This is a genomic window from Pseudomonas sp. SBT1-2, assembly GCF_028640875.1.
Lineage (GTDB): Bacteria > Pseudomonadota > Gammaproteobacteria > Pseudomonadales > Pseudomonadaceae > Aquipseudomonas > Aquipseudomonas chlororaphis_I.
The window spans coordinates 209,165-223,722 of the sequence record NZ_JAQZAA010000109.1 but is presented as its reverse complement, the minus strand read 5'-3'; the positions used below and the strand labels follow the sequence as shown (position 1 = coordinate 223,722).

Genomic DNA, 14,558 nt, shown 5'->3' with positions numbered 1-14,558 from the left:
GTGGCGCTTGTCCGCATCGCTTCTCAGAAACCTACGGTTGCCGAGAGCAACAGGGTCCGTGGCGTCGCCAGGGTCAAGCCCGGCTCGCTGTCGTCCGAGGCCCCCGCCGAACTCCAGTAACGCTTGTCCAGCACGTTCTCGACATTGGCGCGCAAGGTGATGTCCTTGTCGTCGAGCTTGAATGCGTAGCGCGCACCCAGGTCGAAACGCTCCCAGGAGTCGATTTCCTTGCTGTTGGCCTGGTCCAGGTACTGCGAGCTGGAATAGATGCCGCGCGCGGTCAGGGTCAGGCCCTGGACTTTCGGCACATCCCATTCGGCACCCAGGTTGACGTTGTACTTCGGCGTGGCCGGCGCCCGGTTGCCGTCGAAGGTGCCGTTGGTGGTGTCCTTCAGTTCGCTGTCGATGTACATCACCCCGCCCAGCAGGCGGAAGCCCTTGAGCGGCTCGCCGAACACGCTCAACTCGACGCCGTCGTTCTGGCGCTTGCCGTTCGGGCCGAAGACCCGGGTAGTGGCGTTGGTCTCGTAGGCCGGCTGCTTGATGCGGAACACCGCGGCGGTCAGGGCGAACGCCCCAGCGTCGTACTTGGCGCCGGCCTCGACCTGGCGGCTGATGAACGGCGGGAAGATTTCGTCTTCGTTGATCGAGGTCGACGGCGCGATCTTGCCCTGGCTCAGGCCTTCCATGTAGTTGACGTACAGCGACAACTGATCGGTGGCCTTGAACAGCAGGCCACCCGAAGGCGAGACCTTTTCCTCGTCGTAGGCGGTGTCGCCTTTGACGCCGTCGCTCCAGTCGTCGACCTTGACCCGCTGCCAGCGCGCGCCGAGGGTCAGCAGCAGGCGGTCATCGAAGAAGCCCAGGGTGTCGGACAGCGCCACGCCGCTGAAGCGGTTCTCGGTGTAGACCTTGGGGTCCAAACGCGTCGGCCGCGACGGGGTCGGCGTCGGCCGTGGGTTGTAGAGGTTGCTGGGGGATGCGGCATAGCGCGCGCCGCCGTTTTCGAAATCCATGTAGAAGTAGCTGGCCGCCAGGTTGACCTCATGGCTCACCGGGCCGGTATGGAACCAGCTGCGCACGCCCGCCGTGGTGGTGCGCACGTTTTCGTCGCGGGTGAAGTCGCGGGGCTGGACGCTGAAGTCGCCGGCGTCGTTGGTGATCGACACGGCATGACGGAGGAAGTCGTGGTTACTTTTGCGCGCGCCGACGCCGCCGTACAGCATGACCGAATCATTGACGTCGTATTCGGCGTTGACCGTGCCGAAGGTGTCCTTGGTCCGCGCCTTGCTCCAGGACTGCGCATAGTTGTGTCGCACATCGTCGGCGTCCGGCACCTTGGCGTTGGCGCCGATCTGCACCCGCTCCTGGGGCGCATCGGTATCGCGCTCGGTGTGGCCGATGTCCGTCGACAGGCGCAGGCGTTCGCCACGGAAGTCCAGGCCCAGCACCGCCATCTCGCGGTCGACGCTCTGGTGATCCCACTTGGTGTCGCCGGACTGCTTGACCGCGTTCAGGCGCACGCCGAACTTGTTGTCCTCGCCGAAGCGCCGGCCGATGTCCACCGCGCCGCCGACCTGGCTGTCGGAGGCGTAGCTGCCGGTGAATTCGGTGATGGGCTTGTCGGTGGCGCGCTTGGGCACCACGTTGATCCCGCCGCCGACGCTGCCCCGCGGCGAGATGCCGTTGATCAGCTGGGTCGGGCCCTTGAGGATGTCCACCCGGTCGGCCATTTCCATGTCGATGGTGTAGGTCGGCAGCACGCCATACAGGCCGTTGTAGGCGACATCGCTGTTGAACAGGCTGAAGCCGCGGATGGTGAACTGCTCGTAGCGGCCGCCCGCCGGGTTGGTGGCGCGCACCGAGGGGTCGCTGGCGATCAGGTCGCCGAGGGTCCGCGCCTGCTGGTTCTTCACCACCTCGCTGGTGTAGGTGGTCATGCTGAACGGCGTTTCCATGAAGTCCTTCGAGCCCAGCAGGCCCTGGGAACCCCGGCGCGCCACCTGGCCGCCGGCGAAGACGTCGCTGTCGGTCGCGCCGCTGGCACCGAGAATCGAGGTCGGCGCCAGTTGCAGGCTGCCGCCTTGCGGCGCCGGGGTGAGGATATAAGCCTGCTCGCCCACCGGTTGCAGTTGCAGGCCGGAACCTTGCAGCAAACGGGCAAAGCCCTCTTCCACCCCGTACTCGCCGGACAGGCCGCTGCTGTTGCGCCCGCTGACCAGCTGCGGGTCCACCGACAGGTTGACCCCCGCCAGGCCGGCGAAACGGGTCAGCGCGGCGCTCAGCGGGCCGGCCGGCACCTGATAGCTGCGCCGCGCGGCATCGTCGGCCCAGCTGGCCTGGATGAAGAACGGACTGGAACTGAGGGACAGCATGAGGCCCAAGTGCAACAACGGGCGCAGGCCGGGGGCAACCGGGCGCAAACGGTAAGGCAATACTGCGGGCATGGGAGGAAGCTCTCGTTTTTTGTTCACTTACCTGGAATGACCGGCGAGGCGAAAAAAAGGGACAGGCTTCAGCCAATATTTTTTGGCGGGGTGTTTTTCGGCTGGCTTTTCTGCGGGATCAGCGTCACCCAGTAGCGGGTGCGCGAATGCACTTGCAGCGGCAGGCTGGCGGCCAGCAGCGACAGCACGCGGTCGGTGTTGTCGAGACGGAAGCTGCCGGTGACGCGCAAGGCTTCCAGTTCCGGGTCCCAGCGCAGCAGGCCCGGACGATAGCGACTCAGCTCGCGCAGGAAGTCCCCCAGCGGCTGGTTCTGCGCCATCAGCACGCCGTCGCGCCAGCCCGGCAACTGCGCGTCGAAGGCATCGATCTGCCCGACGCCCTCCGCGCGCAGCCGGACCCGCTGGCCTTCGCGCAACACCAGTTGCGGCCCGAACAAGGGTTGCAACTGCACCGAGCCGCTGACCACCGACACCCGGCAATCGTGCTCGTTGAGGCGCACGCAGACTTCGCTGCGGCTGACGATGATGCGCCCGTAACGCGCCTGGATGGTCAGCGGCGCGCTGCCCGCCACCTTGAGCGCCATCTCGCCGCGCACCAGGGTCACTTGCCGGGCGCCGAGGTCGACGTTGACCGCGCTGGCGGTGTTCAGCTGCAAGGAGCTGCCATCGGCCAGGGGCACTGTGCGGTGTTCACCGGTGCTGGTCTGCAGGTCGGCGCGCCACACGTCCAGCGGTAACTGGCGGGTCAGCAGCCAGGCGGTCGGCACCAGTGCGGCGACGCCGAGGGCGCGCTTGAGTACCGCGCGCCGCGACGGCTCGGGACGATCCAGGGTGGCCAGCGCCAGGGCCGAGGGCAGCGCGGAGAAGCGCTGGCGCAGCAGTTGCGCCTTCTGCCAGGCGCTTTCGTGACGGCTGTTGCTGTTGCGCCAGTGCTGCAAGCGGGCGTGATCGTCGGCGTTGGCCGCGCCGGATTCCAGCAGTGCCAGCCACTGGGCCGCGGCGCGGGCCACCTCGCGGGTTTCGCTGGACGGCGCCGAGCGCATCACAGCTCCACCAGCAGGCAGTGTTCGTAGGCCTGGGCCATATAGCGCTTGACGGTGCGTTCCGAGACGTCGAGGCGTTCGGCGATCTCGCGGTAGCCCAGCCCTTCCAGCTGGCTCCAGAGAAATGCCCGGCGCACCAGGGGCGGCAGGCCATCGAGCAGTTCGTCGAGGGCTTGCAGGGTTTCCAGCAGCACCCAGCGCTGTTCCGGGGACGGCACGCTGTCTTCGGGCAGGCTGGCCAGCGCGTCCAGGTAGGCCTGTTCGAGTTTGCGCCGGGTGTAGAAGTTGCTCAGCAGGCGCTTGCCCACGGTCACCAGGTAGGCCCGCGGCTCGCGCAGGTCGACCAGTTGCTGGGAGCTGGTGAGCACGCGCAGGAAGGTGTCCTGGCTCAGGTCCGCCGCATCCCAGGCGTTGCCCATGCGCTGGCGCAACCAACTCTCGAGCCAGCTTCGATGGTCGCGGTACAGGGCATGTAGGCTTTGCTCCGGTGGCGTCGCTGCTTCAATCATGTCAAGAGCCCTGCGCGAAGGATTATTCAAATGAGACTGATTCTAATTAATATTCATAAGGCAAACCAAGTCCTTTCGTGTGATACGCGTCTAGTTTTCATCTGACGGGGAAAATCGGCGGGCGCCCTGGGACCATGGTCCCAGGGGCATGCAGCGTTCCAGGCGCAGGGCCTGGTCGGGGGCTGGAACAGCGCCCGGCCCCTTGCGGGCCGGGCACGGGTGCGTGGGTTACACGCCCATCAACGGGTCGCTGATGCTGTGGGCACCGGTTTCCAGGCGCCCGGCCAGGCGCCGCAGCCAGCCGCCCTCGGCACGCACGGTCAGGTCGTACCAGCCGCCGCTGGCCTGGCAGGCGAACATCTGGTGGATCTCGCTGCGCCCGGGCACGTCGAAGCGCCATGGCCCCTGATGGGTGTAGGGGCAACGGTCGATGGTGATCGACACCGGCTCCTTACCCGGGTTGCTCAGGGTCAGCTGCAGGTTGTTGCCGCGGCTGAACATCGACACCTCGGGCTGACGCTCCAGCAGGTTGCCGTGGAAGCTGCGGTGGAAACCGTTGGGCCCCAGCAGCCACAGCTTGTAGTGCCCGGCGGTCTGCCAGCTGTCCTTGAGCTGCTTGCCCGCCTCCACCGTATAACGACGGGGAATGTCCAGCAGGTGCAGGCGATCGTAGACATGGAACACCGCGCCCTGCTCCCCGCTGTTCTGCAGGCTCAGGGTCAGGCTCAACGCCTTGCGCTTGGCCTTGGCTTCGACATTCAGCCGATACGGCAAGGCCCGCGACGGCCGGGCCACGCGCTGCTGCTGCGGCAGTTGCTGGCGGCTGGCGTCCGGCAGCGGCACCTGGGCCAGTTGTTCCTGGCGCTGGCGCAGCAGGTCCGCGGCCTGGCGGGTGGTGGTGTGCAGCGGCGGGAGGATCTCGCTGTTGGGATTGACGAAGTTGAAGGCCGAGGTCAGGTCGCCGCACACCGCGCGGCGCCAGGCGCTGATGTTCGGCTCGCGCACGCCGAAGCGCTTCTCGAGAAATTGCAGGACCGAGGTGTGGTCGAACGCCTGGGAGTTGACCCAGCCGCCGCGGCTCCACGGCGACAGCACCAGCATCGGCACCCGCGGGCCCGGGCCGTAGATGCCGCCGTCCGGGCGCGGTTGCTGGGTGGTCCCCGGTGGCGCCGGGTGGGTGAACACCTCGCTGTCGAAATCCACCGTCGACTTGCCGGCGAAGCTGCCGTCCAGGCGGCGTGAAGGCGCCGAGGGCGACGGCACATGGTCGAAGAAACCGTCGTTCTCGTCGTAGTTGACCAGCAGCACGGTCTTGCTCCAGACCTCGGGGTTGTCGGTCAGCGCCTTGAGGATTTCCTGGGTGAACCAGCCGCCCTGCACCGGGCTCGACGGCCCCGGGTGCTCGGAATAGGTGGCCGGCGCGACGATCCAGCTGACCTGGGGCAGCTTGCCCTGCTGCACATCGTTGCGAAACCCCGCGATCATGCCCTCCAGGTCGCTGCCGCTGCGGGCCGGCAAGGTGTTGCCATTGCCCTTGTACAGCGGCACCCGGGCATTCAGCGCGTCGCTGTAAGGCACGAAGGCGGTGAAGTCTTCCGGCGGCTGCGCCGGGTTGCCGGCCGCCACGCTGGCGCGGCGGTACTGGCGGAAACCGGCCAGCGGGTTGTCGCCGAAGTTGTCCGGCAGGTACTGGTAGATCTTCCAGCTGACGCCCCGCTCTTCCAGGCGCTCGGGGTAGGTTTTCCAGGTGTAGCCGACGTCCACCGCGCCCGGGCCGTCCCATTCGTTGACCACCGACGCCACGTTGGCCCCGGTCGGACCATTGGTGCCGGTCCAGTGGAACAGGCGGTTGGGGTTGGTCCCGGCGTGCACCGAACAGTGGTAGGCATCGCACAGGGTGAAGGTGTTGGCCAGGGCGAACTGGAACGGCAGCTCCTGTTCGCGGTAGTAGCCCATGGAGGTGTTGGTCTTGAAGGTCGGCCAGGCGCTCATGCGCCCGCTGCCCCAGGCCGCGTGCTCGTCGATCCACGAATGCGGCGTGCCGTTGACCCGCTGCGCGTTGCCCCGCGAGCTGTCCAGGTGATACGGCAGCACCACGCGCCCGACGCCCTGCTGCTCCCACACCGAACGCTTGCCGGGCAGCGGGATGGTGAAGCGATCGCTGAAACCGCGGACCCCGGGCAAGGTGCCGAAGTAATGGTCGAAGGAGCGGTTTTCCTGCATCAGGATCACCACGTGCTCGACGTCGCGAATGGTGCCGGTGCGGTTGTTGGCGGGGATCGCCAGGGCCTGGCGGATGGAGTCTGGCAGTAAGGTAAAGGCCGATCCGATGGCGGCGGCCTGCATGAGCTTCCTGCGAGTGAGAGTAGGCATACGCGGTTGAATTCCTTGAAGTTACAGGGCGGGAAATAGCGACCCACGCAAAGTAGTGACCTCAAGTAACAAGCAAGTTACACGGCGGTTGCAGGCCGGGGTCAAGGCATTCATTGATCCTGATACAGCCGCATTAACCCTCTAAACCTATGATTTTTAATTACATTTCTAAATAAAGAATATTTCGTGAACTTCATCCAGAGTTGCTCCTTGTATTCGGAAAAATCTGACGGCGTTCTGCTTTAATCCTATTTGCACAATGCCACTACTTCAGTTTGCAAGGAGCAATCATGGACTCGACCCAGCACTACGAGGGGGAAAGGAAGCGCATCGAGAACCGCCGTGCTGCGTTGGGTCTCAAATACCTTCCCGCGCCGGACGGCCAGCCCCTCAAGACCTGGGGCCTGGCGCTGTCCGGCGGCGGCATCCGCAGCGCCACCTTTTGCCTGGGAGTGCTGCAGGCGATGGCCCGGGCCAACGCGCCGGAACAGGCCAACCCACGCAAGTCGAGAACAGCGCAAGACAACCTCACCACCACCCTGCTGCCGCGTTTCGACTACCTCTCCACGGTCAGCGGCGGCGGTTATATCGGCAGTTTCTTCTCCAGCCTGTTCATCCCCAATCGCCTGCGCCGCGAGCAGGCCCAGGAGCGCGCCGAAGCCTCGCACCTGTCGCCCGCCCAGCAAGCGGCCAGGACCGCCGCGATCAACGCCTATGAGGTGCTGCACTACGAGCCGCCGGGACGCATCAGCACCGCCATCGACTTTTCCAGCGAAAAAGACATCGGCAAGGGCCCCACCGCCTGGCTCCGGGAGAACGGCCGCTACCTGACTCCGACCGGCTCGGGGGACGCGCTCTACGCCCTGGCGATCACCTGGCGCAACTGGCTGTCGCTGCACTTCGTCATCGGCATGCCGATCGTCCTGCTGCTGTCGTTGCTGATGCTGTTGCAGGTGAAGTACCTGCCCAATCTGTTCCTGCTGCCCGGCGCGCTGTTCATCCTCGGCTTGCTGCCCTGCTGCCTGGCCTACTGGCTGGTGCTGCCGAAAAACAGCCTGAGCAATCCGCCGGCCCTGAGCAACCTGGCAGCCGCGGCCTGCACGGTGATGGCGCTGCTCTTCGTCGGTATCTGGGCGCTGCTGCAACAACCGGACGACAGGCCGAACGTGCGCTACCTGTTCCTCGGGTTCGCCGCCATCGCGCTGCTGGGCATCGTCTACGCCTGGCTGCTGATCTGGCACCTGAAGTACCGGACCCGCAAGGCCAACGACGAAGACGGGATCTTTACCGTGCGCAACTACCGGGTCGCAGTCACCCGGGTGCTGTCGCAGGTCATCATGGCCCTCGGCGCGCTGCTGTTCGCCGCGTTCCTGGTGTCGCTCTCCGAAGCGATCTACCTGCACCTGCAGAGCCTGACCCAGGGCACCGTCGGCATCCTTGCGTTGCTGATCTGGTTGGTGCGCCGCCTGGCGCTGTTGCGGGACGAGAAGAGCCTGCCGGACTGGCTGCGCCTGCTGCCCCTGGAGGTCATGAGCCTGATCGGCGGCCTGCTGTTGCTGGCCGCGGTCTGCCTGGTGTGGATGCTGTTCGTTCTGTGGGTCACCGCCGATGGCGGTATCCGCCTGCAGGAAGATGGCTATGTGCTGCGGCTGGCCGTGCTGGCGGGTGTCGCGGCGGCCCTGACCTGGGTCAGCAGCCGCTTCGTCGGCTTCCTCAATACCTCGTCCTTGCAGTCCTACTACAGCGCCCGCCTGGTTCGCGCCTACATGGGCGCCACCAACGGCAAGCGCTTCGACGGCACGCCCGAGCAACGGCGCAAGCACATGAGCGTGGCCGAGCCGCTGAGCAACGACGACATCAGCGTCGAGCACTACTACGGCACGCCCAGCGCCGGCCCGCTGCACCTGATCAACGTGACCATGAACCTCACGGTCGACCCGGCCGAACAACTGGTGCAGCGCGATCGCAAAGGCAAGCCGCTGTGCCTGGCGCCGGGCAGCGTCAAGGGCGAAGGGAGCTTCATCCTCGACGGCAAGGTCTATCAGCGCGACGTGGACAACATCCCCGCTTCGGAAATCGCCTACCCGCTGACCATCGGCCAATGGATAGGCGTTTCCGGCGCGGCCTTCACCACCGGCCTGGGACGCGCCACCAGCCTCGGCATGTCGCTGCTGCTGGGCCTGGCCAACGTGCGCCTGGGCAACTGGTGGCCCAGCGGCTTTATCGAGGACAGGCCGGAAAAACCCAAGCAGTCCCTGGGCCTGAAGCTGTCGCACTGGCTACCGACCCAGACCTACCTGTTCTACGAATTGACCGCGCACTTCCATGGCCATCGGCGCGACTATCAGTACCTCTCCGACGGCGGCCACTTCGAGAACACCGCGGCCTACGAACTGCTGCGCGAGGCACGCCAGGTCGAGCTGATCGTGATGTGCGACTGTGGCTGCGACCCCGATTACCAGTTCGACGACCTGAGCAACCTCATCCGCCTGGCGCGCATCGACCATGGCCTGGAGATCAGGGAAGACACGCAGATCGCCGATGACGAGATGCTGGGCAAGGTGTTCGCGCGCATGGAGTACTTCAAGACCGCGCCTTCGCCGGCGGACCTGCATTGCGCGCTGCTGCTCAACGTCTACGCCTGCACCAAGCCAGACACCCTGATCAGCCGCATCCTGGTGCTCAAGCCACGGCTGATCGCCTCGGTATCGCCGGACGTGCAGAACTACGCGCTGATCAACCAGTCCTTCCCCAACCAGCCCACCGTCGACCAGTTCTTCGACGAAGCGCAGTTCGAGAGCTATCGCAAGCTCGGCTTGAGCATTGGCCAGGAAGTCTTCGGCAATGGGCTCAACGGCAATACCATCGCCCAGGCGCTGTGGCGCTACCTGCGCGAGCACCCTGAGGGAAGCGCGCACGAGGATGACCAGGCCAGGCCGCCGCGGCCGAGCCGCAACGGCCAGCGCCGCCCTTCGGCCGACCGCGATCCCCGCGCATGAGGCACGAAATGGCGACCAGCCTGCGGGCCCACGGTCAGCCAAGCCTCAACGCTGGCCGCGACGCAGGGTCTCGCTCGGCAGTTCCTTGAACAGCGCGCGGTAGCTGCTGGAAAACCGCCCGAGGTGCCAGAACGACCAGCGCATGGCCACCTCGGCCACGGTGGTTTCGTCCGGGCCGCGGCTGAGCAGTTCGCGGTGCGCGCTGTTCAACCGGCGCAGGCGCAGCCACTGGGTCGGCGCCATGCCGGCGAAGGCCCTGAACGCGCCTTGCAACTGGCGCAGGGAAACCCCGGCCACCTGCGACAGCTCCAGCAGGTTGAGGCTGTCTTCCGGGCCGTCCGCCGCCCATTCCGCGACCCGCTGCATGATCGCCCGCTCCTCGGCGCGCCGGCGCAGGCCGCCGCCGTCCAGGCGCACACAGGCGTTGTCGAGGATAAACAGGCAGTCGTCGAGCAGCTGCTGGGTCAGCGCTTCGCGACTTGGTGGGTCGAGGGTCTGCGACAGGCGCGTCAGGGTCGCGCTGAGCCAGCGGCTGAACAAGGCGTTCTGCCCGCAGTTGAGCGGCGCCAGGAACAGGCCGTCGAGGCGCTGCGCGTCGAGGCCATGGCCGCGGACGAATTCCGGGCCGAACACCACGGCGATTTCCTGGTAGTTCTCCGGGGTGATCCAGATGTTGCGGCTCTCGCCGTTGAGCAGGTACAGGGCGTTGTCGCTGCGATCGAAACAGAACGCCAGGGAGTCCTCGGGCGCGCTGAAATTCTGCTCGACCCGGGTGTTCATGCACTCCTCGTAGATCTGCACCCCTTGCAGGTCCAGGTAACGCACCTGCCCGGCGAAATGCCCGGGCGACATCTGCTGGTAATGCTGCACCCAACCCGGGGTGGCACGGATCTGATCGGCCACATCGAAGGTGTTGAAGGCCTGGACCTGAAGAGCTGTCGACGCTGTCATGAAGGGACCTTGCGCACTCTTTTGGTGCGCTTTGGTGCTGCTTAAAGTGGATAGATGGAACCGCAAGGCTTGCCCAAGATAGTCGCCAACGCGCCACAGGGGAAGCCTTGCCGGGCCAGCCCAAGCACTGGCGCGTCACCGACAATCATTGACGAGGTCCTTATGAATGCCCCTTTCGATCAGCTGTCTGCCTGGCTGAAAGAACACAAGATTACCGAAGTGGAATGCGTGGTCAGCGACCTGACCGGCATCGCCCGCGGCAAGATAGCGCCCACCAACAAGTTCCTGCATGAGCGAGGCATGCGCCTGCCGGAAAGTGTGCTGTTGCAAACGGTAACCGGGGACTTCGTCGACGACGATATCTACTACGACCTGCTGGACCCGGCCGACATCGACATGGTCTGCCGCCCCGACGCCTCGGGCATTTACCTGGTGCCCTGGGCCATCGAGCCGACCGCCATCGTCATCCACGACACCTTCGACAAGTTCGGCAACCCTATCGAGCTGTCGCCGCGCAACGTGCTGAAGAAAGTTTTGCAGCTGTACGCCGACAAAGGCTGGCAGCCGATCGTCGCGCCGGAAATGGAGTTCTACCTGACCCAGCGCTGCGAAGACCCGGACCTGCCGCTGAAGGCGCCGCTGGGCCGCTCCGGCCGGGCCGAAAGCGGACGCCAGTCGTTCTCCATCGACGCCGCCAACGAATTCGATCCGCTGTTCGAGGACGTCTACGACTGGTGCGAAGCCCAGGGCCTGGACCTCGACACGCTGATCCACGAAGACGGCCCGGCGCAGATGGAAATCAACTTCCGCCACGGCGACGCCCTCGACCTGGCCGACCAGATCACCGTGTTCAAGCGCACCCTGCGCGAGGCCGCGCTCAAGCACAACGTCACCGCCACCTTCATGGCCAAGCCGGTGGCCGACGAACCTGGCAGCGCCATGCACCTGCACCAGAGCGTGGTCGACAGCGCCACCGGCAAGCCGATCTTCGCCGACGCCGAGGGCCGCATGAGCGAGCTGTTCCGTCATCACATCGGCGGCCTGCAGAAATACATCCCCCAGGTGCTGCCGATGTTCGCGCCCAACGTCAATTCGTTCCGCCGCTTCCTGCCGGACACCTCGGCGCCGGTCAACGTCGAATGGGGCGAAGAGAACCGCACCGTTGGCCTGCGGGTGCCGACCTCCAGCCCGGAAGCCATGCGCGTGGAAAACCGCCTGCCCGGCGCCGACGCCAACCCCTACCTGGCCATCGCCGCCAGCCTGCTGTGCGGTTACCTGGGCATGGTCGAGGGCATCGAGCCGAGCGCCGCGGTGGAAGGCCGGGCCTACGAGCGGCGCAACCTGCGCCTGCCGATCACCATCGAAGACGCCCTGACCCGCATGGAAGAGTGCCCGACCCTCGAGCGCTACCTGGGCAGCAAGTTCGTGCGCGGCTACGTGGCGGTGAAACGCGCCGAGCACGAGAACTTCAAGCGCGTGATCAGCTCCTGGGAACGCGAGTTCCTGTTGCTCAGCGTCTGAGGCTTGCGCGCACTGCTGCGCACACCGTTGTAGCCGCTGTGGAGCGCCAGCGAGGCTGCGATCGATGGCGCAGCCATCGCCAGACCGTCGCACGCGGTGTACCTGATGCAAGGCGGTTGCCGGGTTTGCGTCGGCTGCGCCGCCGATCGCAGCCTCGCTGGCGCTCGGCAGCGGCTACAGGGCTACAGGAGGGCTACAGGGGGACCGGGCTACAGGGCTTCATGAATTTGGCAAACCAATAACAACCGCAAAAGGGGTATCGCTATGCGTCTATGGAAATCGGTGGTTCCGCTGGCCCTGACGGTGCTGTTCGGCGCCACGGCCCAGGCTGAATCGAAAGTCAGCGTGTACAACTGGACCGACTATATCGGCGAGACCACCCTCGCCGACTTCCAGGCAAAAACCGGGACCCGGGTGATCTACGACGTCTTCGACTCCAACGAAACCCTGGAAGGCAAGCTGCTGGCCGGCCGCACCGGCTATGACGTGGTGGTGCCGTCCAACCACTTCCTGGCGCGGCAGGTCAAGGCCGGGGCCTTTCTCAAGCTGGACCGCGCGCAGTTGCCGAACTGGCAGAACCTCGACCCGAAACTGCTGGCCCTGCTGGAGCAGAACGACCCCGGCAACCAGTACTCGGTGCCTTACCTGTGGGGCACCAACGGCATCGGCTACAACGTCGACAAGGTCAAGCAGGTGCTGGGCGTCGACAGGATCGATTCCTGGGCGGTGTTCTTCGAACCGGAGAACCTGAAGAAGCTCAGCCAGTGCGGCGTGTCGATGATGGACTCGCCGGACGAAGTGTTCCCGGCGGTGCTCAACTATATGGGCCTGGACCCGCGCAGCGAAAACCCCGCGGACTACAAGAAGGCCGAAGCCAAGCTGCTGGCGATCCGTCCCTACATCACCTACTTCCACTCCTCCAAGTACGTCTCGGACCTGGCCAACGGCAATATCTGCCTGGCCTTCGGTTATTCCGGCGACGTGTTCCAGGCCGCCAATCGCGCCAAGGAAGCCAAGAACGGGGTGAAGATCGCCTATTCGATTCCCAAGGAAGGCAGCAACCTGTGGTTCGACCTGCTGGCGATCCCGGCGGACGCGAGCAACCCCAAGGAGGCTCATGCCTTCATCAACTACCTGCTGGACCCGAACGTGATCGCCAAGGTCAGCGCCTATGTCGGCTACGCCAACCCCAACCCGGCGTCCCAGCAATTCATGGACCCTGAGCTGGTGAACAACCCCGAGGTCTACCCACCCCAGGCGGTGCTCGACAAGCTGTATATCTCCAGCACCCAGAGCCCGCAGACCATGCGCCTGATGACCCGCGCCTGGAGCAAAGTGAAGTCCAACAAATGAACCAGCACAGCCACGCGCAACACACCCGCTCCTACTACGCCGCCTCGGCCAACGCGCTGCCGGACTACCCGCCCCTGAATACTGACCTAAATGCAGACCTGAGCGCCGATGTCTGCGTGATCGGCGGCGGTTTCACCGGGGTCAACACCGCCATCGAACTGGCGCAGCGCGGCCTGTCGGTGATCCTCCTGGAAGCCCGGCGCATCGGCTGGGGCGCCAGCGGGCGCAACGGCGGGCAACTGATCCGCGGTATCGGCCACGACGTCAGCGGTTTTGCCCGCTACGTCGGCGCCGAGGGCGTGCGCTACCTGGAGCAGGCCGGCATCGACTCGGTAGCGCTGGTCGGCCAGCGCGTGCGCGAACACGGCATCGACTGCGACCTGCGCTGGGGCTTCTGCGAGCTGGCCAATACCCCGGCGCAGTTCGCGGCGTTCCAGGCCGAGCAGGAGCATCTGGCGGCGCTGGGCTACGTGCATGAAACCCGCCTGGTGGCCCCGCAGGACATGGCCCAGGTGGTGGCCTCGTCGCGCTATGCCGGGGGCCTGGTGGACATGGGTTCCGGGCACCTGCACCCGCTCAACCTGGTGCTCGGCGAGGCCGCCCTGGCCCGGTCGCTGGGGGTGCGGATCTTCGAGCAGAGCCCGGTGCTGGAGCTGATCCACGGCGACAGCGTGCAGGTGCGCTGCGCCAACGGCACGGTGCGCGCCGGCAGCCTGGTGCTGGCCTGCAACGCCCACCTGGATGACCTGGAGCCACGGCTGAGCGGCAAGGTGTTGCCGGCGGGCAGCTATATCGTCGCCACCGAGCCCCTGGCGCCGGCCCTGGCCGCCGAACTGATCCCGCAGAACCTGGCGCTCTGTGACCAGAAGGTCGGCCTCGACTACTACCGGCTCTCGGCGGACCGGCGCCTGCTGTTCGGCGGCGCCTGTCACTACTCCGGGCGTGACCCGGCGGACATCGGCGCCTACATGCGACCCAAGCTGCTCAAGGTATTCCCACAACTGGCGCACGTGGGCATCGACTATCAATGGGGCGGCAAGATCGGCATCACCGCCAACCGCTTCCCCCAGGTCGGGCGCCTGCGCCAGTACCCCAACGTGTATTACGCCCAGGGTTACTCCGGGCACGGGGTCAACGTCACCCACTGGACCGCGCGCCTGCTGGCCGAAGCCATCCACGCCGGCCACAGCCGAGGCCTGGATATCTTCAGCGCAGTGCCGCACATGACCTTCCCCGGCGGCCCGGCCCTGCGCGCGCCGCTGCTGGCGCTGGGCATGCTGTGGCATCGGTTGCGCGAGGTGCTGGGCTAAGGCAGTAACTGCGCAAGCGAATGGACCACCGCTATCACGAGCAAGCTTCGCT

General features: G+C 65.8%; 9 protein-coding genes. 4 read left to right on the top strand and 5 right to left on the bottom strand.

Annotated features, from left to right (window positions below; genetic code table 11):
- Nucleotides 1–23: 23 nt before the first annotated feature.
- From PVZ78_RS24655 to PVZ78_RS24640, 4 genes are all read right to left on the bottom strand, one after another.
- On the bottom strand, nt 24–2,447 hold the full coding sequence (locus PVZ78_RS24655) for a TonB-dependent receptor (RefSeq protein ID WP_273829409.1): 2,424 nt from the start codon (nt 2,445–2,447) through the stop codon (nt 24–26).
- A gap of 68 nt (nt 2,448–2,515) precedes the next feature.
- The gene (locus tag PVZ78_RS24650) at nt 2,516–3,490 is read right to left on the bottom strand and encodes a FecR domain-containing protein (protein WP_273829408.1); all 975 of its coding nucleotides are present in this window, start codon (nt 3,488–3,490) and stop codon (nt 2,516–2,518) included.
- Nucleotides 3,490–3,999, bottom strand: coding sequence for a sigma-70 family RNA polymerase sigma factor (locus PVZ78_RS24645; RefSeq protein ID WP_007925423.1), 510 nt, complete (start codon nt 3,997–3,999; stop codon nt 3,490–3,492). The genes PVZ78_RS24650 and PVZ78_RS24645 overlap by 1 nt, the downstream gene beginning before the upstream one ends.
- 228 nt (nt 4,000–4,227) lie before the next feature.
- Entirely contained in the window at nt 4,228–6,372 is a 2,145-nt protein-coding gene (locus PVZ78_RS24640) for a phosphocholine-specific phospholipase C (RefSeq protein ID WP_273829407.1), read from the bottom strand.
- Nucleotides 6,373–6,662: 290 nt separating this feature from the next.
- Here PVZ78_RS24640 and PVZ78_RS24635 point away from each other — a divergent pair, with 290 nt between their 5' ends.
- On the top strand, nt 6,663–9,371 hold the full coding sequence (locus PVZ78_RS24635) for a membrane protein (protein WP_009049147.1): 2,709 nt from the start codon (nt 6,663–6,665) through the stop codon (nt 9,369–9,371).
- 45 nt (nt 9,372–9,416) lie between these two features.
- On the opposite strand, the gene PVZ78_RS24630 is transcribed toward PVZ78_RS24635, so the two are convergent.
- Entirely contained in the window at nt 9,417–10,322 is a 906-nt protein-coding gene (locus PVZ78_RS24630; protein ID WP_009049148.1) for a helix-turn-helix domain-containing protein, read from the bottom strand.
- 162 nt (nt 10,323–10,484) lie between these two features.
- On the opposite strand from PVZ78_RS24630, the gene PVZ78_RS24625 reads away from it, so the two are divergent.
- From PVZ78_RS24625 to PVZ78_RS24615, 3 genes are all read left to right on the top strand, one after another.
- Nucleotides 10,485–11,843, top strand: coding sequence for a glutamine synthetase family protein (locus PVZ78_RS24625; protein ID WP_009049149.1), 1,359 nt, complete (start codon nt 10,485–10,487; stop codon nt 11,841–11,843).
- Nucleotides 11,844–12,107: 264 nt separating this feature from the next.
- Nucleotides 12,108–13,196 (top strand): polyamine ABC transporter substrate-binding protein, encoded by a 1,089-nt coding sequence (locus tag PVZ78_RS24620; RefSeq protein ID WP_053269127.1) that lies wholly within the window; start codon nt 12,108–12,110, stop codon nt 13,194–13,196.
- Nucleotides 13,193–14,506 (top strand): NAD(P)/FAD-dependent oxidoreductase, encoded by a 1,314-nt coding sequence (locus tag PVZ78_RS24615; protein WP_053269128.1) that lies wholly within the window; start codon nt 13,193–13,195, stop codon nt 14,504–14,506. The genes PVZ78_RS24620 and PVZ78_RS24615 overlap by 4 nt, the downstream gene beginning before the upstream one ends.
- Nucleotides 14,507–14,558: the final 52 nt, after the last annotated feature.

Coding starts and splice junctions, on each gene's coding strand:
- PVZ78_RS24655 (WP_273829409.1), bottom strand. CDS start 2,447: ATGCCCGCAGTATTGCCTTACCGTTTGCGCCCGGTTGCCCCCGGCCTG.
- PVZ78_RS24650 (WP_273829408.1), bottom strand. CDS start 3,490: ATGCGCTCGGCGCCGTCCAGCGAAACCCGCGAGGTGGCCCGCGCCGCG.
- PVZ78_RS24645 (WP_007925423.1), bottom strand. CDS start 3,999: ATGATTGAAGCAGCGACGCCACCGGAGCAAAGCCTACATGCCCTGTAC.
- PVZ78_RS24640 (WP_273829407.1), bottom strand. CDS start 6,372: ATGCCTACTCTCACTCGCAGGAAGCTCATGCAGGCCGCCGCCATCGGA.
- PVZ78_RS24635 (WP_009049147.1), top strand. CDS start 6,663: ATGGACTCGACCCAGCACTACGAGGGGGAAAGGAAGCGCATCGAGAAC.
- PVZ78_RS24630 (WP_009049148.1), bottom strand. CDS start 10,322: ATGACAGCGTCGACAGCTCTTCAGGTCCAGGCCTTCAACACCTTCGAT.
- PVZ78_RS24625 (WP_009049149.1), top strand. CDS start 10,485: ATGAATGCCCCTTTCGATCAGCTGTCTGCCTGGCTGAAAGAACACAAG.
- PVZ78_RS24620 (WP_053269127.1), top strand. CDS start 12,108: ATGCGTCTATGGAAATCGGTGGTTCCGCTGGCCCTGACGGTGCTGTTC.
- PVZ78_RS24615 (WP_053269128.1), top strand. CDS start 13,193: ATGAACCAGCACAGCCACGCGCAACACACCCGCTCCTACTACGCCGCC.